This is a genomic window from Halomonas faecis, assembly GCF_010993975.1.
Lineage (GTDB): Bacteria > Pseudomonadota > Gammaproteobacteria > Pseudomonadales > Halomonadaceae > Halomonas > Halomonas faecis.
The window spans coordinates 55,745-76,706 of sequence record NZ_JAACZO010000011.1 but is presented as its reverse complement, the minus strand read 5'-3'; the positions used below and the strand labels follow the sequence as shown (position 1 = coordinate 76,706).

Sequence of the window (20,962 nt, the reverse complement as noted above, 5' to 3'; positions counted from 1 at the left end):
GTCACAGCACGCCGATGGGATAAGAGCCGAGCACCTTGAGCTCGGAGGCGCGCAACCGTACCTCTTCGAGCACCGCCGCCACCTTGGGTTCGTCGACGTGCCCCTTGAAGTCGATGAAGAAGACGTAGTTCCACACCCCGCTACGCGAGGGGCGCGTCTCGAGACGCGTCAGATCGATCTGATGACGATGGAATGGCTCGAGAAGCTCATGCAGCGCCCCCGGCTGGTTGCGCATGGCCACCACCACGGAGGTCTTGTCGGCGCCCGACATCGGTACGTGCTGGGTACCGATGATCAGGAAGCGCGTGGAGTTGTCGGGGCGATCCTCGATCTTTTCCGCCACGCGCTCCAGATCGTAGAGCTTGGCCGCCATGTCGCCGGCAATGGCGGCGCTGTGCCACTCGCCCTTGACCATCCGCGCCGCCTCGGCGTTGGAAGAGACCGGTACGCGCTCGGCACGCGGAAAGTGGGCATCGAGCCACTTGCGGCACTGGGCGAACGACTGGGGGTGGGAGTAAACCCGCGAAATCTTGTCGCGCAGGGTGGTATCGGCCACCAATAGGTGATGATGGATGCGCAGCACCACCTCGCCGCAGATGCGAATGGACGAGTCGATGAAGGAGTCGAGGGTATGGCTGATCACGCCCTCGGTGGAATTCTCCACCGGCACCACGCCGTAGTTGACCGCACCGGCTTCCACCTCGCGGAACACCTCGTCGATGGCGGCCATGGGCAGGCTCACCGCGCTCTCGCCGAAGTGCTTGAGCGCCGCCTGCTGGGTAAAGGTCCCCTCGGGGCCCAGATAGGCCACCTTGACCGGCTGTTCCAGGGCCAGGCAGGCCGACATGATCTCGCGGAACAGCCGGGCCATCTCCTCGCTGTTGAGTGGCCCCGGGTTGAGCTCCATGATGCGACGCAGCACCTGAGCTTCGCGTTCCGGTCGATAGAAAACGGCGCCCGGCTCCCTTTCGGTCTTGACCTCGGCAACCTCCTGGGCACAGCTGGCCCGCTCGCTGATCAGCCGCAGGATATCGTTGTCGAGACTGTCGATGCGCTCGCGCAATTCGTCGAGATTGGTGGGGGTATCGCTCATCCGTCAGCCCCTTCTGTGTTCGAAATCGGTCATGAAGTCGACCAGAGCATCAACACCGGCCTCCGGTACCGCATTGTAGAGGCTGGCACGCATGCCGCCCACGCTGCGGTGGCCCTTGAGGTTGAGCAATCCGGCCCGGTCGGCCTCGGCGAGGAAGGTCTCGTTCAACCGCTCGTCGGCCAGCACGAAGGGTACGTTCATCGACGAGCGGTTGGGCACGGCGATCGGGTTGCTGTAGAAGCCGCTGGCGTCGATGGCCGAATAGAGCGCTCCGGCCTTGCCCCCATTGATGGCCGCCATCGCCTCGAGACCACCAATGTCGTGCTTGAGCCATTGAAAGACGAGCCCAGCCAGGTACCAGGCGAAGGTCGGCGGCGTGTTGACCATGGAGCCGGCATCGGCCAGCGCTCGGTAGTCGAACAGCGTGGGCGTAGCCGGCGCCGCCGTGCCGAGCAGATCCTCGCGCACGATGACCAGCGTCAGGCCGGCGGGACCGACGTTCTTCTGCGCGCCGGCGTAGATCACACCGAAGCGACTGACGTCGATGGGGCCGGAAAGAATCGACGAGGACATGTCGCAAACCAGCGGCACCTCGCTGCCATCGGGTCTGCGCGCCTGGGGAACGTAGTCGAAGGCGAGCCCGCCGATGGTCTCGTTGGCGGTGTAGTGCAGGTAGGCCGCATCGGGCGAGAGAGCGATCTCCTCCTGGCGCGGCACGCGCACGTGCCCGTTAGCCTCGCTGCTCGCCGCCACGTGCACCGGGTAGCCAAGGTGCTTGGCCTCGGCGATGGCCTTCTTGGCCCAGATGCCGGTATGCAGGAAGTTGGCGCTGCCGCCGCTCCCCAGCAGGTTCATCGGCAGCATGGCGAACTGCAGGCTCGCCCCGCCCTGCAGGAAGAGCACCCGATAATCGTCGGGAATGGCCAGCAGTTCGCGCAGGTCCGACTCGGCCCGCTCGGCAATGGCCACGAACTCGGGGCTGCGATGGCTCATTTCCATCACCGAGAGGCCGAGCCCCTGGTAGTCGAGGAGTTCTTCGCGGGCACGTTCGAGCACCGGAGTGGGCAGGGCCGCAGGGCCGGCGCAGAAATTGTAGTGGCGTGTCATCAGCGTGGTGGTTCCGTCTCAGCTCAAGCGTTTTACTGGACCGGCACGCGACGAGCTGTTCCGGCGACGAGCCTTCGCGAGGGCGCTGTAAACCCATCCCTGGGCGCTATTTTTGCCCTGCGGCGCTCTTGCATCCTGCACCGCTTGCAGGGCCTGGGTTGGCCATCCATGGCCAACCCGTTCGGCGGGAAGAACATGTTCTTCTGATTCCGCCTCACCCCTGGCAAAAGACCCTCGCTTCACCTCGTCCCCGGCGCTCATCGCTCGGCATGTGGCAGCAAGCCTCAGTCGTCGTTCGGCGTCTCGTCAACGCTGCCATTGTCGTCCGCGTCCAGTTCCTCCTGCGGCTCATTCCCAGATTCAGGCTCGTCGATGCGCACCGTTTTGACCAGCTTCTCGTCGTTGCCCAGACGGATCAGCATCACGCCCTGGGTGTTGCGCGACGTGATCGAGACCTCGTCGACCCGGGTACGAACCAGGGTACCGCGGTCGGTGATCAGCATCATCTCGTCGGTCGAATAGACCTGCATCGCCGCCACCAGGGCACCGTTGCGCTCGCTGGTCTGCATGGCGATCACGCCCTGACCCCCGCGGCCGCGCAGCGGAAACTCCTCCAGCCGCGTGCGCTTGCCATAACCGTTCTCGCTGGCGGTGAGGATATAGATCTGGCCGCCGTTGCCGTTCTCGAGCACGGCGCTCTCTTCCCCCTCGACCTCGTTGTCGGCCTCGGCATCGATCTGCTGGCTCTGGGGGATGATCAGGCTGATCACCTCGGCAGCGTTCTTCAGGCGCATGCCGCGCACGCCGCGGGCGGTGCGGCCCATGGCGCGCACGTCGGTTTCCTCGAAGCGGATCGCCTTGCCGTTGGACGACAGCAGCATCACATGGTCGGTGCCGGTGGTGATGGCGGCCCCCACCAAACGGTCGTCCTCATCCAGGTCGATGGCGATCAGGCCCACGCTGCGCGGCCGCGAGAACTGCTCGAGGCTGGTGCGCTTGACGGTGCCCTTGGCGGTGGCGAACAGGATGTAGCTGTTCGCGTCGTAGTCGCGCACTGGCAGAATGGCGTTGATCGCCTCGCCCTCGTCGAGGGGCAGCATGTTGACCAGCGGTTTGCCCCGCGAGCCGCGGCTGGCGACCGGCATCTCGTAGACTTTCAGCCAGTAGACCTTGCCACGATTGGAGAACAACAGCACGGTGTCGTGGGTGGAGGCCACCAGCAGGTGCTCGATGACGTCCTCGTCTTTCATGGCCGTGGCCGACTTGCCCCGTCCGCCGCGGCGCTGCGCCTGGTAGTCGGAGAGCGGCTGGGTCTTGGCATACCCGGTCCGCGAGACCGTCACCACCATGTCCTCCTCGGCGATCAGGTCCTCGATGGAGAGATCAAGATGGCTGGCCTGGATCTCGGTCTTGCGTGAGTTGCCGAACTGGTCGCGCACCGCCGTCAGCTCTTCGCGGATCACCTCCAGCAGTCGATCGGCAGAGGCGAGAATCGCCGTGAGCTCGGCGATCTTCTCGAGAATGCCCAAGTATTCGTTGAGCAGCTTCTCGGTTTCCAGCCCGGTGAGGCGATGCAGGCGCAGCTCGAGGATCGCCTGGGCCTGGGCCGGCGACAGACGGTATTCGCTGCCGGCCTGATTCAGGCCAAAGCCCTCCTCCAGATCCTCGGGCTTGCACGAAGTGGCACCGGCCCGCTCGAGCATGCCGGTGACCTGGCCGGGCTGCCAGCTGCGTGCCAGCAGCTTCTCCTTGGCCTCGGCAGCGCTGGGCGAGGCCTTGATCAGCTCGATCACCTCGTCGATGTTGGAGATGGCAACGGCCAGACCTTCGAGGATGTGGCCACGCTCGCGGGCCTTCTTCAGCTCGAAGAGCGTACGCCGGGTGACCACCTCACGACGGTGGCGAATGAAGGCCTCGAGCACCTCCTTGAGGTTGAGGATCTTCGGCTGCCCATCCTCCAGCGCCACCATGTTGATGCCGAAGACGTTCTGCAGCTGGGTCTGGGCGAACAGGTTGTTGACCACCACCTCACCGGACTCGCCGCGCTTGACCTCGATCACCACGCGCAGGCCTTCCTTGTCGGACTCGTCGCGCAGCTCGGCGATGCCGTCGATCTTCTTGTCCTTGACGAGTTCGGCAATCTTCTCGATCAGCCGCGCCTTGTTCACCTGGTAGGGCAGCTCGGTGACGATGATGTGGTCGCGGCCCGACTTGTCGTCATGCTCGATGGTGTGGCAGGCGCGCACGTAGATGCGGCCGCGCCCGGTGCGGTAGGCCTCGAGGATGCCCGCACGGCCGTTGATGATGCCGCCGGTGGGGAAATCCGGGCCGGGGATGTACTCCATCAGGTCGTCGACGGAGAGGGTGTAGTCGTCGATCAGCGCCAGGCAGCCGTCGATCACCTCCACCATGTTATGCGGCGGAATGTTGGTGGCCATGCCCACGGCAATGCCCGAGGAGCCGTTGATCAGCAGGTTGGGCACCTTGGTGGGCAACACCTCGGGGATGCGCTCGGTGCCGTCGTAGTTGTCGACCCAGTCGACGGTGTCCTTTTCCAGGTCGGCCAGCAGCTCGTGGGCAAGCCGCGCCATACGCACCTCGGTGTAACGCATGGCCGCGGCGTTGTCGCCGTCGATGGAGCCGAAATTGCCCTGGCCGTCGACCAGCACGTGGCGCATGGAGAAGTCCTGGGCCATGCGCACGATGGTGTCGTAGACGGCGCTGTCACCGTGGGGGTGATACTTACCGATGACATCGCCCACGACGCGGGCGGACTTCTTGTAAGGCTTGTTCCAGTCATTGCCCAGTTCGTGCATGGCGAACAGCACACGCCGGTGAACCGGCTTCAAGCCATCGCGCACGTCGGGCAGCGCCCGGCCGATGATCACGCTCATCGCGTAGTCGAGATACGACTGCTTGAGTTCGTCCTCGATGTTGACTGGCAGAATCTCTCTGGCGATGTCACCCATGGGTCGTCGAATCCTTTGCACTGCAACAGGTTGGCGTGTCACCACGCAGGGCGCATGGCTCGCCGCAACAGCCTGCCATCATACCACCGCGTGGCGAGCAAAGGCAGGGAGTGTCACTCGGCGGGCATCACCAGCGGCAGCAGCGCCTCGCGGATGGATCCCTCGATGGCCACCGCCCGATTGGCGGCCACATCGAGCAGCACGAAGGTGAGATCCGCCTCGGCCACGCTCCTGCCGTCACGGCTGCGACGAATCGTTTGATGCATGCGGGCACTGCGCGACCCCAGCTCGGCCACTTGGGTGATCACCTCCAGATCGTCACCGGCCACGGCGGCGCGGCGATAGTCGATGTTGAGGTTGACGGCAACGAAAGCGTACTTGCCCGAAGCGAACAGCGACGCCACCTCCGGGCGGTCGTCGAAGTAGCCCCAGCGCCCCTCCTCGAGAAACTCCAGGTAGCGCGCATTGTTGACGTGGCCGTAGCCATCGAGATGGTAGCCGCGCACGCGCAGCGTGGTAAGGGACTGGCGGGAATCCATGCAGTACTCCAACGATCGAATGAAAAATCCAACGGCGCTCGCAGCGAGCTTGACGCCGGCAACGCCCACGGCCAGGTCTCCCTGCCATGCTCGCCTGCGACAGCCTGAAACCTCTCGATTCTAGGCTTGGCGCAACCCGCATTCAAACCACTGTTTGAATGCAGAGTCGTCACGGCTGACCGAAGGGCCACTGGAACCCTACCGCCCGCTTGGCCATAATGTGCCTCCTTTTTTGGCTCGAGAATGCATCATGTGGTTCAAGCACTTGCACCTGTATCGCTTGCACGGGGCTCCGCGTCTCGCCGCAGCCGACCTGGAAGCGGCCATGGCCGAGCGCGCCGCACGCGCACCCGGCGGCAACGAGGCGCGTCGCCTGGGCTGGTGTCCACCGGCAGGCCGTGCCGGTGTCGACCTGCTGCATGAGCTGGAAGGCCATCGTCTCGTCACGGCACTCCGCCAGGAGCGGTTGCTGCCGGCCTCCGTGGTTCGCGAGGAGGTCGAAGAGCGCAGTGCCGACATCGAAGCCCGCGAAGGTCGCAAGCTGCGCCGCCAGGAGAAGCAGAGCCTCAAGGAACAGGTGCTGGAAGAACTGCTGCCCCGCGCCTTCGTGCGCCGCCAGCGGCTCGACCTGTGGTGGGACACCCGCCGCGGCCTGATCGGCGTCAACGCCAGTTCGCGACAGCGCGCCGAGGAAGTGCTGGACTTGCTGCGCGACACCCTAGGCAGCCTCAAGGTCACGCCGCTGGCCACCCGCACCCTGCCCCCGCGAGCCATGACCCACTGGCTGACCGAACCGCAAGAGCGCCCCGCCGACCTGCAGCTCGGCGATCAGGTGGAACTCAAGGCCAAGGGCGACGATGGCGTACTGCGAGCGCGTCAGGTCGATCTGGACAGCGACGAGATACAGCAGCTCCTGGCCAGCGGCCGTCAGGCCAGCAAATTGGCCGTGGAAATCGAAGGACGGCTGAGCTTCGTGCTGCATGACGACCTGGCGTTGAAATCGCTACGCTTCGGCGATGCACTGATCGACGAAGCCAACCAGACCGAGGACGACGGCGATGCCCTGGTGCGACTGGAGGCCGACTTCCTGCTCATGACCCAGGCTCTGAGCGAACATATCGAACAGCTGATAAACTGGCTCGGCGGCGAGGCCGAGGCGGCCGCCTCTTCTTCCACTTCCACGACCGACCCAGGCAACCAAGACCCGCAATGACCGACACCGCGATGGCAATCGACTCACAGGATCCCTGGGCCGACATCCGCCCCTACCAGGATGACGAAGTGGCCGAGGTGCTGGCCCGGCTTGCCGGCAACCGCGAACTGCTGGATGCCCTGACACGCTACCGCCTGCCGCGTCTCAGCCGCCTGGCGCCTCCCTTGGCGCGGGCCGTGGCCGCCTTCGCCATTCGCCGCGAAACCCGCGACGTGAACAGCGTGCGCGACTTTCAGCAGCGCGTGGCCTACTACATGGCACGCATGATCCGCACCTCCACCGATGACTTTCGCGTCGACGGCCTCGAACGCCTGGCGCCGGATACCGCCTACCTGTTCATCGGCAACCATCGCGACATCTCGCTGGACCCGGCCTTCGTCAACTACGCCTTGCACACCGCCGGCCGCGACACGGTACGCATCGCCATCGGCGACAACCTGCTCAAGAAGCCCTACGTCACCGACCTGATGCGGCTCAACAAGAGCTTCATCGTGCCGCGCGCGCTGCGCGGCAAACGCGCCATGCTGGCCGCCTATCAACTGCTCTCGGAGTACATCCGCCATTCGATTCTGGTCGACAATCACTCGATCTGGATGGCCCAGCGCGAGGGGCGCGCCAAGGACGGCATCGACCGCACCGACCCGGCGATCATCAAGATGCTGACCATGGCGCGTCGCCGGGAGGAGCGCCAGGCTTCCATCGGCAAGGCCATTGCCGAGTTGCGCATCGTCCCCGTGTCGATCAGCTACGAATACGACCCTTGCGACCTGCAAAAAGCCCGGGAACTGCATGCGATCCACACCCGGGGTCAGTACGAGAAGAGCGAGTTCGAAGACATCGGCTCGATCGTGACCGGCATCACCGGCCACAAGGGGCGCGTCCAACTGCACTTCGGCGAGGCGCTGGATAGCCGCTTCGACACCCCGGAAGCCGCCGCGGAAGAGATCGACCGCCAGGTCGTCGACGGCTATCACCTCTTCCCCAGCCACTACCTGGCGCTCGAGGCGCTGGGCGACGCCCCCGAGCTGGTCGACCTGAGCGACGTCACGGATGCCGACCGCAGCCGCTTTCAGCAGCGCCTGGCCAAGGTTCCCGGCGAGCTGCAGGAGTGGTGGCTGGCCCAGTACGCCAATCCGGTTCGCAACCGTGCGGGCCGGCTGACCTGAACTCGCCGACGTCGCGCTCCGTGACCGATCGTGCATGATGCCCATCAGCCAAAAGGCGTAAGGAGTCCGTCCCCACCGCGACCGACTCTCGCCATCCTCATCGCTGGCTTCTAAACTTCAGTGATCGCTCATTCAGTCAGGCCAGGAAACCGATGTCTGCCATGCCGGCCCAGCCACCTCCGCTCATCGGGCGCCGCCGTTTCCTGGCGGGGCTGGGCGGACTGCTGCTCGCCGCCGGGCTCGGCATTTCCGCGCCACGCCTGCACGCCGGCATCGACCGTGCGCGCCTGCGCGACAGCATGCGGCGCCTCTACGGCTCGCGAGGCCTGAGCACACTGGAAGAGTGGTTCGACCTGCTGGACCGGCTCGACGGGGCCGACCTGAATGTCCAACTGCGCGACGTCAACGACTTCTTCAACCGCCGCGTGCGCTGGCTCGACGACATCGACATCTGGGGCCAGGAAGACTACTGGGCCACCCCGCTGGAAACCATGGGCAAGCGCGAAGGCGACTGCGAGGACTACTCCATCGCCAAGTACGTCACCCTCAAGGAACTGGGCGTGCCCGGCGACCGGCTGCGCATGATCTACGTAAAGGCCCGCCTGGGTCGCGGCAATCTCACCCAGGCGCACATGGTGCTGGGCTACTACGAAACGCCCAGCGCGGACCCGCGCATCCTCGACAACCTGGTCAAGTCGATCCGCCCCGGTTCACAGCGTACCGACCTCGACCCCGTCTTCAGTTTCAACAGTACCGGGCTATGGACCGGCAGTTCGACGCAGTCCCAGGCCGACCCCGTGGCCCGTCTGTCGCGCTGGCGGAACGCCATCAGCCGTATGCAGGAACACGGATTCGTCTGACGTTACGAACATGGGCATGCATGCCCCAGGGAGCACCGAGATGTCACTGATCAAACAGCTCTGGCTGACCATCGTGGTAGTGCTGCTGCTGGCCTTCGTGGGCAGTCTGGCGGTGAGCGTGAGTACCAGCCGCCACTACATCGAACAGGAAGTTCGCATCAAGAACAGCGACAACGCCAACGCACTGGCACTGTCGATGAGCCAGCTGGAAAAGGATCCGGTCACCCTGGAACTGCTGATCGCCGCCCAGTTCGACACCGGACACTACCGGCGCATCGAACTGCGCGATGCCGAGGGAGACATCATCGAGCAGCGTGAAGCGGGCGAGCACATCGAAGACGTGCCGGGCTGGTTCGTCGACCTGATACGCTTCGAGGTACCCGCCGGCGAAGCCGTGATCCAGGACGGCTGGCGACAGTTCGGCACCCTCACTCTGGAAAGTCAGCACAGCTACGCCTACCGTTCGCTGTGGCAAAACACGTTGAACCTCGCCGGCTGGTTCGCCGTGGCAGGGTTGATCAGCCTGCTGCTGGCGGTGTGGATCGTGCGAACGGTACGCCGCCCGCTGGACCATGTGGTCTCCCAGGCCGAAGCCATCGGCGAGCGGCGCTTCGTCACCTCGCCCGAGCCTCGCACCCTCGAGCTGCGCCAGGTCGTGCAGGCCATGAACCGCCTCTCCTCGGCGGTCAGCACGATGCTGGGCCAAGAAAGCGAAAAGCTCGATCAGCTGCGCCGCCGCCTGGAGCACGACCCGGTGACCAATGCGCTCCAGCGGGAGCCGTTCCTGGCCCGCCTGGAAGGCCACCTACACAGCGACGGCGACGATGCCAGCGGCGTGCTCGCCCTGGTCCGCGTCGCCGACCTGGCGCAGCTCAACCAGCAGCTGGGGCATCCGACCACCGACGCCCTGCTGGCCGCGCTGGTAAACGAACTCGAGCAGCTCAACACCCTCAACGGCGACGGCCGCGTGGCGCGCCTCAACGGCAGCGACTTCGCTCTGGTGCTGCCTCGCGCCCACGACCTGGAAGCCCTGGGCGATGAGCTGAAGCAGCGGCTACGAGACCTCGCCAGCCGCCATCCGGAAGCGGCTCTGACGCTGCCCTCGGCGCTCGTCGAGTACGCCCCCGGCATGACTCGCCAAACGCTGCTGGCCAGCCTCGACGGCGCCCTGGCCAGCGCCGAGGATCGCGACGAACACGGACAGGTCATCGTCGAAAGCGCCGAGCAGGACGCCCTGTTCACCAGTCATGCCGAATGGCGCAGTGCGCTGGAAGCGGCCCTGCAGGACGGCGTGCAGCTGGCCCACTACCCGGTGCTGAACCGCCAGGGCGAACTGCTGCACCACGAGGTGCCCTCGCGGCTGCACCTGGCTGGCGAATGGCGCCCGGCGGGACGTTTCCTGCCATGGGTCTCGCGCCTGGAAATGGCTCCGGAGCTGGACCTGGCCGTCGTTTCCGCCGCCCTCGAGGATACGGCGGCAAGCGGCCAGGCCGTAGGCATCAACCTCTCGCCGCGCTCGCTACGCGACGTCAACTTCGTCAGCGAACTGATCGCCCGCCTGCGCGCCCGGCCCGACCTGGCGCCACGGCTGTGGTTCGAAGTCCCCGAGCTCATCGCCATGCACAACCCTGAAGGCTTCCGCAGCCTATGCCGCGAACTCCATTCGCTGGGCTGCCGCATGGGGCTCGAGCACGTCACGACCCGTTTCGGCGAAATCGACAGCGTGCACGACCTGGGGCTCGCCTACCTCAAGGTGGATGGCTCGCTCAGCCACGAGATCGAGGGAAATCCGGATCGGCAGAGCCTGCTGCGCGGCATCAACACCCTCGCTCACTCGCTGGGCATTCTCACCATTGCCGAAGGCGTACGACGCCAGGAGCAGGCCGAACTGCTCTTCCAGCTCGGCATGGACGGCGTGACGGGCCCCGGCGTGCGACAGGAAGGCTAACGGAACCGCACACAGCCGGGCCGAGCGGACGATCGTCCGCTCGGCCCGTCTGCATGTGGGGGATGGCTATCGGCTCAGAGGGTGTTTACAAAAGTCACGAGCGATGGCCAGGCAAGGCGGAATCAGCCGAAAAAAGGACCGGGCTCGCGCACGAGGCTGATTCCAACGCAGCATGGGCGAGCGCAGTAGTTTGTAAACGGCCTCTCAGATGATGCCGCCGTCATCCTCCTCCCCCATCAAATCCACGCTATTCAATCGCTGGCGCAGCGACTGGCGCTCCATCACCTTCTGCTGAGCGGGTTCCGGCAGGTCGGTGAAGCTGATCACCCCCTTGTCCATCAGCACCTCCAGCAGGTCTTCCAGCACGCGGATGAAGGCGAGATCGGTCTTGGAGAGGTCGATGCCCTCGAACTCCTCGTCCTCGGCCATGAAGGCCTGCAGATCCGGCGCACAGGGCGGTACGAACTCCCGGCACTCCGCCGAAGGCTCGCGGGCCGCCTGAACGATCTGGCCTGTCTCGTTGCGTTTGACGTACATGGTCTCGCTTCCTCGGCGTTTTGGGCAGCATAGCAAAACGCCCTGCCCGGACGAACCGGACAGGGCAAACGCGGATCGAACGAACGACGCTTATTGGTCGATGTTCAACTGGCCGCTGTCGATCATCTGCTGGATCAGACCCGCACTGTCGCTGACATCGCCACCGAAGTCGGAGAACGACTTGCCTTCCAGGGTGATCTTCTGGTCGGCATTCTCCTTGCTGCTGCCGCCATTCAGAGAGCCATCCGAGCTGATATGCAGCACGACGTTGTCGCCCTCCTCCTCGGCAAAGATGTAGTCGCCAATGCTGTCTTCGTCTTCACCCTGCAGGAGATCGGCGAGATCCAAGCGGTCGGCATTCGGCTCGCCCGCGTCGCCGAACTGGCCGTCGTCGGTATCGCCCACCACGGTGAAGTCCTTGACGATGTCCTCGGCGGGGGCGTTTTCGGCTCCCTGATCGCCTTGGTTCCACATGAAGGTATCGGCTCCATCGTTGCCGATCAGGATATCGTCACCGGCTCCACCGACCAGGATGTCATCCTCGGCAGTCCCCTCCAGGGTATCGGCACCCTCGGTACCGAACTCCACGTTCTCCGTATTGCTATCCAGCCGGATGGAGAGCGTCGCGGTTTCGGAATCGCCATGGGCGTTCTCGACCAGATAAGTGAAGAGGTCGATATGCCCCAGGTTCTCCGTATCCGCCTCGGGCTCGTAGGTATAGGAACCGTCCGAGTCCAAGGTCAGCGTGCCGTACTTGCCGGTCACCTGCATGCCATCCGTGACATCCTCGAAACCGTCATCGGTCTCGACCTTGAGCTGGGTGTCGTTGCTGCCCAGTGACACACCGTCCTCCGCAAAAAGATTTCTCTCATCTGTTGGCAGAGACTCCGGTGCCTGCGAATATTTAACCAACCCGATATTGCCAACCAAAGCTTTTCCGGGCGTTAAGACCCCTCCCCAGCCACTGCCTACAGCAGTAACTTCCAGTCGGTAATCGCCTTCCTCCGGCACAGGAATATCTACTTGCCCATCATCGTTCCTGTTATCAGCGTGAACAACCTGATCAGACTCATCAATGAGACTCCATACTACATAACTACTACCGGTTGTAGTTACATCAAAGCTGATCAAACCAGATTCACCACTATTTAAGGTGAAGTCCTTATGCTCAGTCTTAGCTTGATCTTTCACCACAAAGCCAAGAAATGTCAATTTTACATTACCTGCCTCCTCAAAACCGGACATGACTGGCTCGGGATCACTGACATGATCAACCATGTCTATGAAGGCATCTGCGCTGCTGTCCACCAGTTCGATGGGCGCGGCCACACCGGTCAGGTTGAGCGTGATATCGCGACTCACCTCATCGCCGTCGGCATCCTTGAGCGTATAGCCGAAACTCTCGGTGAGGCTGCCATCCGACTTCAACGCCTGGCGACCCGCCTGGTTCAGCTCAAAGGAGTAAGCGAACTCGCCGTTGCCCTCGTCATTCAGCGTCAAGGTGCCGTATTCGCCCTCGATCACGGCTTGTCCGGAGGAATCCAGGCCTTCGCTGTCGCCATTGGCATGCTCGACGACAATGGGATCATCCTCAGCCGGTCCATCGGCGCCCCAATCAGCGCTGATGCTGCCTTCGGCAGTCACCGGCTCGCCTACATACTGGACGGACGCGAACAACTCGAATGAGGTGGACTCCGTCTCAGTCGTGCTGACAAAGTTGACGAGATTGCCGTCTTCATCCTTGAAGCCATCAATACTGAATTCGTACCCGGCTTCCGCCAACTGGGCTATGACAGCCTGATCAACATTAAACTCCTTGATAGTTATTTCATCATCATTTTTATGATGAGCATCAGGATTCTTATCATTCGGAGTTTCGTTATGCTCCAACACGACCTCGACCGGCACCGAATAGGTCTCTCCATTGAGCATCGTATCGACCGTCAATGACAACGTGACCTCATCGATCGCGGTACCGGAGTCGATCGGATTGTTCACATGGGTGAAGGTACCGAGAGAGACGGAGTCACCGGGTACGACGCTGTTTCCCGCATCGAGATTGCCGGCATACTCGAACTTGTAGCCTGAGGCATCGTTGAAGTTGCTACCACCCCAGACGATGCCGATACCATTCGACACCAGATGGTTTACCGGTGAAGAATTGCCGCCTGAGGCGTTGACCCAGCTTCCATCGATATCGTCAATACCGAACTCATCGACCACGACATCGAGGTTAATGGTGTCGGACTCGCCCTCCTCCGGCACATCGTCCTGAATGACGAGATCCAGCGTTCCGCTATCCGATTCGCCATTGAAGTCGACGAGGCCCAAGTCGATGCCGAGATCTTCGTCATTCCTGCCCTGAAGGTCGTCGTGATCCACGGGACCATCGAGCGTGAGCTCGTAGCTCAGGGTTCCGCCGGTCACCGAGCCCTTGAAACCGGTCAGGCTCAGCGTGCCGATACCGTCGATCTGTATCGATACCGGGCTATTGTCGAGTTCTTGCAGTGCGGCGAAGTCGAGAGACTCGTCTCCAACCGTCAGGGAAGCAATGCCCCCTTCGGCATCCAACTGGATGCTTCCCTCCTGCGTCGTATCTCCCTGGCCCTCGCGGGTGCCGCCGGACAGCCAGGCCTCATCGATGAACGCTTCACCGCCGGTGATCGAAGGCGCGGCGGGATCTTCGGGATCGGGCAGGTCGATGGAAGAGGGCACGGGATCGAGACCGATGATGAATCCAGAATCCGCAGCGTCGCCATCGCCGTCGACGGCGCCTACCTCGACCGGCAGCTGGTAGTTGATACCAGAGTCTTGGTAACGGCCGCTGAAGTCGTTGACGCGATACTGATCATTGGCGCCACCGTGTCCGATGAAATGCACTTCATCGAAGCCGCCTTCGATGCCCTCGATACTGTTACCGGTGCCATCGCCGACCTTCTGGCCGTCGCGATAGACTTCCCATTCGGCGGTTTGCGGATTTCCATTTCCACGACTGGCCGTGAAGCTCAGCTCCGTGAGAACCTGATCGAATTGGGCCTCGAGAACTTCACCGTTGCCTATCAGGTTGTTGGGTGAGCCGCCGATCCCAGTATTGGACCAGTTGACGTTACCACCGCCCTGCATGGTGAACAGGGCATTGAGATCGGAACCGCCCAGCTCGAGCGCGTAGGCAGTTCCACCGCCGTTCGAGCTGATACTGGTTTCGTCGAAGCCAGAGGTTAGCGGATCGAGTTCTTCGATCACATTGATTTCATAGCTGTCGTTGGCGACATCGAAATCGATGGTAAAGACAGGGTTGCTGCTGCTATCGCCCTGCTTGAAGGCAATCAACTGCTGGCTATCCTGATCGAACTCGTATTGCAGCTTGCTACCGCCCGAGGTCAGGAAAGCGGCATGCGTATCGCCTCCCTCCTGGTACTCCACCTGGATGTAGCCGTCGTCATCTTGCTTGAGCGTGGCATCGTCGATTTGCGCACCTTCCAGGTCCGCACCGATCTCGAGGTTGAGATCGCCGGTGACCTCACTGTCTTCAGCAGTGCTGAGAGAAACGTCCTCAATGCCTTCTTCATCGAATTCCGGCACGTCATCCACGATGGTGACGTCGATGCTATCGGCAGCATCGCGGCCCGCCAGGTCTTCGACCGTCACCGTGATGCCATCCTTGAGTAGCTCATCACGGCCCTGCTCATCGTGCTCGGCCGTCTCATTCAGGGTGTAGTTGTAGTCGACGTTGTACTCGCCATCACCTTCATCGGTGAAATCGGTGATGCTGAGTTCCCCCTTGGTGGTGCTGACGGTCAGCGGCTCGGACTCAGAGGCGCCTTCGAGAGCATCGATGTCGAACGTCTCGCTGAAGCCCTCACCACTGAAGGCCAGACTGGCCACCCCGGCAGCAGCAGTGATGGTGAACTGCCCACCATCAGTGGTGCCGGCATCGGCAGGGCCTTTTTGAGTACCGTCTTCCAGGAAGGCTTCGTAGACGGTGGCATCGCCACCTTCGCCTTCCAGGCCACCGATCGACGGAGGATCGTATTCGAACAACTCGGCGGCGATATCGAAGGTCAGTTCGGTAGTGGTGCTATCACCGTCACCGTCGGTGAGCATGTAGGTGAAGACGTCTTCCGGAGTCTCGGCTTCCAGCAGGGCCTCACCGCCATCCGCGTTCAGCGTGTAAGTATAGCTGTAGTTACCATCACCCTCGTCAGTGACCATCAAGGTGCCGTAGGTGCCGTCAATGGTCAGCTCGGTCGCACCGTCGGCAAAGCCTTTCAGCGTGCCACCATTGGCCTGGAACTGAATGGCATCCTCAGCGGCTGGGCCATCGGCACCCCAATCGGCAGTAAACGAATCAGAGGCTGACACTGGCTGGTTTACCGGCACGCCGTCGCCATCGACAAAGCTATCGTCAATCTCGCTGACCGATACACCCAGTTCTGCGGAGTCGTCATCGTTTTCCGTCGGACCGTCGTCCAGGAAGTAGACGACACCACCCACGTCAATCGACGCCGTTGCACTGTCGCCATCGCTATCGAACACTTCCTTGTCGAGGAATACAACGTCACTGGCCAGGTGGACGGGATCGCTCTCGCCCACGAGATCCTGCCCCGGATGGGAAACCGCACGGATCTGATCCAGAGTCACGACGCCGTTGTCGTCCACAGACAGGGTGAACACAGGCACTTCGTCGCCAGCATTTTCGAAGTAGCCGGTAACGCTACCATCGCCCGCCATCTTGACTTTAACCGCTTCGCCCGACTGAGTGTCGACGAGGCCGGTATCGGCACCGTCCTCGACGATGCTCATGCTGTATTCAGCGCTTCCCGAGCCATCGGCACCGTAATCGGTATCGAAGTAACCAGAGAAGTCATACTGGGCATCACTATCGAGGTTCGCTTCATCGACAGTGAGATTGGCAGGTGCCCAATCCACGTTGACATTGACGTCGTTGTAATCCCGATCGCTTCCCGTTCCGTAGATATCCTCCCAGTTGAGATGCCCATCCTCGGCATTGTTCTCTACATGAGAAGCGCCATCGGGTTGCAAAGCCGGGTCACTGAAGAGAACCGGCGCATCGGAATCCTTGCCTTCCAGCGGCACACTTTCGCCGTCAATGGTAGCAACCCAGGCACCGTCGACTTTCTCGAACGTCACTTCCGTGTCATTGCCAAGCTCAGGGTTCAGCCTGGAGCCATCCGGAATGATGAAGTAGCCGATATCGTCGGGTGCATATCCTTCGATGACTTGGGTATCACCCACATCGTCCTTGACGTTGGACCAGATGACACGCCCTGTCGTCGGCTGACCGTCTTCACCCTTGACGTAATAGCCAAAGCTATTGTTGTAGCCAACGCCTTCGGAACTACCCAGGTTTTCTATGGTGACTTCATGGCCTGTAGGCTGGGTAGCCTCAATGCTGGGCCCGTCGTCGCTGAAGCCGACCAAACCGCCCAGATCGATCTGGGTGGTGTCTTCAGCGGTGTCGCCGTCACCGTCGGTGACGGTGACCGTGCCGCTCAGCTCGACTAGCTCCTTGGCCAGGTTCAGCACTTCATCGCTGTAGTCGTCGCTATCGCTGTCGCTGTGATCGAGCGCAGCGTGCTGCTCCAGCACCAGTTCGCCGTCTTCGAGGCGCAGCGTGAACACCTGGTTGTCGGTGACCGTTGCGTCATCGGCGTCTTCGGCGGCCGTGCTACCGACGATGCTGCCGTTGGCCAGCTGGAACAGCCGGACGTCGGCATCGCCACTCTGCAGGTTGCCACCCGCCTGGCTCGTGGCCACGCTGCCGGCCTCAGCCAGCAGGTTGAGGCTGTAGCTCCAGCTCTCGGCGTCACTCCCGGCCTCGCCGTCAGCGCCGTAGCTGCTGGACGCCACGCTGAACAGACTGCTCAGCGTCAGGCTGTCGGTGTTGTCCGCTTCGCCGACCAGGGCATCGGCAGTCTGCAGCGCATCAATGTCGTCCCTGGCCTCGGGTTGCGCCTCGACGCTCGGACCGTCGTCGCTGAAGCCGACCAAACCGCCCAGATCGATCTGGGTGGTGTCTTCGGCAGTGTCGCCATCACCGTCGGTGACGGTGACCGTGCCGCTCAGCTCGACTAGCTCCTTGGCCAGGTTCAGCACTTCATCGCTGTAGTCGTCGCTATCGCTGTCGCTGTGATCGAGCGCAGCGTGCTGCTCCAGCACCAGTTCGCCGTCTTCGAGGCGCAGCGTGAACACCTGGTTGTCGGTGACCGTTGCGTCATCGGCGTCTTCGGCAGCCGTGCTACCGACGATGCTGCCGTTGGCCAGTTGGAACAGCCGGACGTCGGCATCGCCACTCTGCAGGTTGCCACCCGCCTGGCTCGTGGCCACGCTGCCGGCCTCAGCCAGCAGGTTGAGGCTGTAGCTCCAGCTCTCGGCGTCACTCCCGGCCTCGCCGTCGGCGCCGTAGCTGCTGGACGCCACACTGAACAGACTGCTCAGCGTCAGGCTGTCGGTGTTGTCCGCTTCGCCGACCAGGGCATCGGCAGTCTGCAGCGCGTCAATGTCGTCCCTGGCCTCGGGTTGCGCCTCGACGCTCGGACCGTCGTCGCTGAAGCCGACCAGACCGCCCAGATCGATCTGGGTGGTGTCTTCGGCGGTGTCGCCGTCACCGTCGGTGACGGTGACCGTGCCGCTCAGCTCGACCAGCTCCTCGGCCAGGTTCAGCACGTCATCGCTGTAGTCGTCGCTGTCGCTGTCGCTGTGATCGAGCGCAGCGTGCTGCTCCAGCACCAGTTCGCCGTCTTCGAGGCGCAGCGTGAACACCTGGTTGTCGGTGACCGTTGCGTCATCGGCCCCTTCGGCAGCCGTGCTGCCGACGATGCTGCCGTTGGCCAGCTGGAACAGCCGGACGTCGGCATCGCCACTCTGCAGGTTGCCACCCGCCTGGCTGGTGGCCACGCTGCCGGCCTCAGCCAGCAGGTTGAGGCTGTAGCTCCAGCTCTCGGCGTCACTACCGGCCTCGCCGTCGGCGCCGTAGCTGCTGGACGCCACACTGAACAGACTGCTCAGCGTCAGGCTGTCGGTGTTGTCCGCTTCGCCGACCAGGGCATCGGCAGTCTGCAGGGCGTCAATGTCGTCCCTGGCCTCGGGTTGCGCCTCGACGCTCGGGCCGTCGTCCTCGAAGGTGATCAGGCTGCCCAGCTCCACGCTCTGGCTATCGCTGTCGCCGTCGTTATCCTCAATGGTCAGCTCGGCACTGAGCAGCTCCGGATCGATGGACAGGCCGGCATCGTGATCGTTGCCGTCCTCGCCGTGATCGATGGCCTGGTACTGAGTCACGGTGACCGCACCGGTCTCGGCATTGATCTCGATGCGGAACACTTCGGACTCGCTCTCGCTGTCCCGGCCCACCACATCGCTGCCATCCATGGAGAGCAGGATGTCGCCGCCGCCAGTGGCATCCAGTCCGGAATCGACGCTACTGGCTTCTTCGCCCAGCGCCAGGTTCAGGGCGAAGCTCCGAGCACCGACGTTCTCGCCGTCAGCGCCGCCATCGACATCGATATTAAACAACTCGTCACCGGTCAGGGTGGCATAGCCGATGGCCTCGCTGTCGTCGGCGTTCGTTTCATCACCGGCGTTGGGATCGGTATCCGTGCTCGGCGCTGCCGATTCGTCGACCACCAGCTCGGCACCGTCTTGAGTAGTGAAGGCGGTAATCTCGGGAGCGTCGTCGTAAAACTCAATATTCCCACCGATCTCATTCGCCACGGTTGCACTGTCACCGTCCGCGTCAGTAAGGGTGGCGACACCGTAGATCAGGCCTTCGAGATCGACGCTATCGTTGGCATCGTCCTGATCGGGATGCTGAAGCGAGGCGTACTGAGCAACGTTGATTTTGCCTTGGCCATCCAGGGCCAATGCAAAAATGATGTCGCCCCCTTCATCGGCTTCTCCTTCGGAGCCGGCCGCACGGCCAAGGATCATGCCGTCCTCGCTAAAGAGGTAGATACCGGTGCCATCGGTTGTCTTCAAACCGGAATCCCTTCCCTCAGCGACCGGGACTGCCTGGTCGTCACTGGCATCATGAAGAGCTAGGGAAAAATCAACTCCCGGGATACCTGAGATGCCATCCTCTCCGACTTCGGGCCCATCGGCTCCAAAATTATAAAAGCCATAGAAAAATGACGCCCCGGAGAAAGCAGGTCCGCTACCCACCGCATACTGAGGGAGGCCGAAGCTCTGATCCTCAGCGATGCTTTCCAGGCCAGAGAAAAGTGCAGCCGGATTGCCGGGCGCTCCGTTCAGGACTTCGACCCTTTCATCAGTCGGCAACTGCTCTTCACCATAAAACTCGTCTTGTTGCAGCCCGGGCGACTCGTCGATCGCCACACCCACCCCTTCCTGGGTTTCGAACTGCTCCGGCATATCATCTTCGATGTTGACGGTGAAGCTCGCATCCGCGCTATTGCCTTCCCCATCGGTCACGGTGAAGACAAGCGGCAGTGAGGCGAGATCCTGGGCTTCCTCATGAAGCAGGTTGCTTCCGAGTGTCACCGTCAGCTCACCGGTAGTCGGATCTACCTGCACTTGCAGCAGATAGGATTCGCTATTCGGCGCCGACTCGACTCGCTCGTTGGTGACCGTGAGCGTATTGCTGGCGGCATCCCACTCTGTGTTGAAAGTTTCCCGGCCAGCCTGGATCGTCTGGCCATCCATGGATTCGAAGCCGATGGTACCCGCCCCACCATTGCCGAAGTCGAAGGTCGGCGTGAAAGTCTGGGTCACCGGGGAGAACCATGGAGCAAAGAAAGCTCCCATGGGTGGTGCCGACAAGGTGAGGGAGGGAGATACTCCGTCTTGCGGCGGCATCTCGGGTAAGGGGATATCACCGCCTTCACCTTCCGCCAGAAGATCAGCCTCTGCGAAGTCGAGCGTGAAGTCCTCAACGGAAGGACCAGTGATTACTTCTTCATCCTCCACTTCAGCCGGCGCCACGTCGTCTTCGAAGTCAGGGCCGGCGGCATTCGCCCCGGCAAACGTGAACGCCAAGGGGTCGACGTCTTCACTGATGCGCGAGAGACGTACGAAGCTATGGCCGCCACCGTCGGCGCCGCCACCGCCGGCACCAGCAGCCGTAGCCTCGAGGGCCTCGAGCAGGTCGCCGTCTTCTTCTTCCACGGCAGCCAGCAGCGCATCGATGTCATCATCCATGGCCGCGAATTCGGATTCGTCGACTTCCTGTTCGGCATCGAGCTCCGGCGTGATGGTGACTTCCTCACCGCCGGCTACTACCGTCGGATCGAGGCCGTCGCCGAAATCCAGCTGCACACGCCCATTGTCGGAGGTGACGAGCACCTCGCCTTCCTGGAGGGTGTCGCCCACGCTCAGTTCGCGAAGGTTGCCCTCTTCATCGCGTGCCCAGGCCTGGCCGGTAATGGATACGACGGTGGCAATGCTCATAACTCGTTCCCCTGCGTACGTCAAAAATCATGTTATGAAGACGGCGCGCACCGAACGGATACCGTGCGCCCGTATGAGTTCTATGAGGTTCAAGGTAGGCAAGCCAT

Annotated in this window: 10 protein-coding genes; 4 read left to right on the top strand and 6 right to left on the bottom strand. The window is 62.6% G+C overall.

The window, feature by feature from the left end:
* Window position 1: 1 nt before the first annotated feature.
* The 4 genes from pheA to GFD32_RS05820 form a co-directional block, all read right to left on the bottom strand.
* Window positions 2-1,093: a prephenate dehydratase gene (gene pheA, locus GFD32_RS05835; protein ID WP_163575626.1), complete on the bottom strand. Its 1,092-nt coding sequence runs from the start codon at window positions 1,091-1,093 to the stop codon at window positions 2-4.
* Between the two features lie 3 nt (window positions 1,094-1,096).
* Window positions 1,097-2,200: a 3-phosphoserine/phosphohydroxythreonine transaminase gene (gene serC / locus GFD32_RS05830; RefSeq protein WP_163575625.1), complete on the bottom strand. Its 1,104-nt coding sequence runs from the start codon at window positions 2,198-2,200 to the stop codon at window positions 1,097-1,099.
* Window positions 2,201-2,484: 284 nt separating this feature from the next.
* Window positions 2,485-5,169: a DNA gyrase subunit A gene (gyrA, locus tag GFD32_RS05825; RefSeq protein ID WP_163575624.1), complete on the bottom strand. Its 2,685-nt coding sequence runs from the start codon at window positions 5,167-5,169 to the stop codon at window positions 2,485-2,487.
* 113 nt (window positions 5,170-5,282) lie between these two features.
* Complete coding sequence (locus GFD32_RS05820) at window positions 5,283-5,708, bottom strand: acyl-CoA thioesterase (RefSeq protein ID WP_163575623.1); 426 nt, start codon at window positions 5,706-5,708, stop codon at window positions 5,283-5,285.
* 250 nt (window positions 5,709-5,958) lie between these two features.
* On the opposite strand from GFD32_RS05820, the gene GFD32_RS05815 reads away from it, so the two are divergent.
* From GFD32_RS05815 to GFD32_RS05800, 4 genes are all read left to right on the top strand, one after another.
* A complete protein-coding gene (locus tag GFD32_RS05815; RefSeq protein ID WP_163575622.1) occupies window positions 5,959-6,921 on the top strand; it encodes a recombination-associated protein RdgC in 963 nt (320 codons plus the stop codon).
* Window positions 6,918-8,087, top strand: a complete 1,170-nt coding sequence (locus GFD32_RS05810) for a 1-acyl-sn-glycerol-3-phosphate acyltransferase (protein WP_163575621.1) — start codon at window positions 6,918-6,920, stop codon at window positions 8,085-8,087. Before GFD32_RS05815 ends, GFD32_RS05810 begins: the two co-directional genes overlap by 4 nt.
* 152 nt (window positions 8,088-8,239) lie before the next feature.
* On the top strand, window positions 8,240-8,947 hold the full coding sequence (locus GFD32_RS05805; protein ID WP_407081071.1) for a transglutaminase-like cysteine peptidase: 708 nt from the start codon (window positions 8,240-8,242) through the stop codon (window positions 8,945-8,947).
* A gap of 40 nt (window positions 8,948-8,987) precedes the next feature.
* Window positions 8,988-10,895, top strand: a complete 1,908-nt coding sequence (locus GFD32_RS05800; RefSeq protein WP_163575620.1) for an EAL domain-containing protein — start codon at window positions 8,988-8,990, stop codon at window positions 10,893-10,895.
* 204 nt (window positions 10,896-11,099) lie between these two features.
* Here the strand turns inward: GFD32_RS05800 and GFD32_RS05795 are convergent, their stop codons facing one another.
* Together GFD32_RS05795 and GFD32_RS05790 are read right to left on the bottom strand one after the other, a co-directional pair.
* Entirely contained in the window at window positions 11,100-11,432 is a 333-nt protein-coding gene (locus GFD32_RS05795) for a tryptophan synthase subunit beta like protein (protein ID WP_089686246.1), read from the bottom strand.
* A gap of 90 nt (window positions 11,433-11,522) precedes the next feature.
* Complete coding sequence (locus GFD32_RS05790; protein ID WP_163575619.1) at window positions 11,523-20,855, bottom strand: BapA/Bap/LapF family large adhesin; 9,333 nt, start codon at window positions 20,853-20,855, stop codon at window positions 11,523-11,525.
* Between the last annotated feature and the right edge of the window lie 107 nt (window positions 20,856-20,962).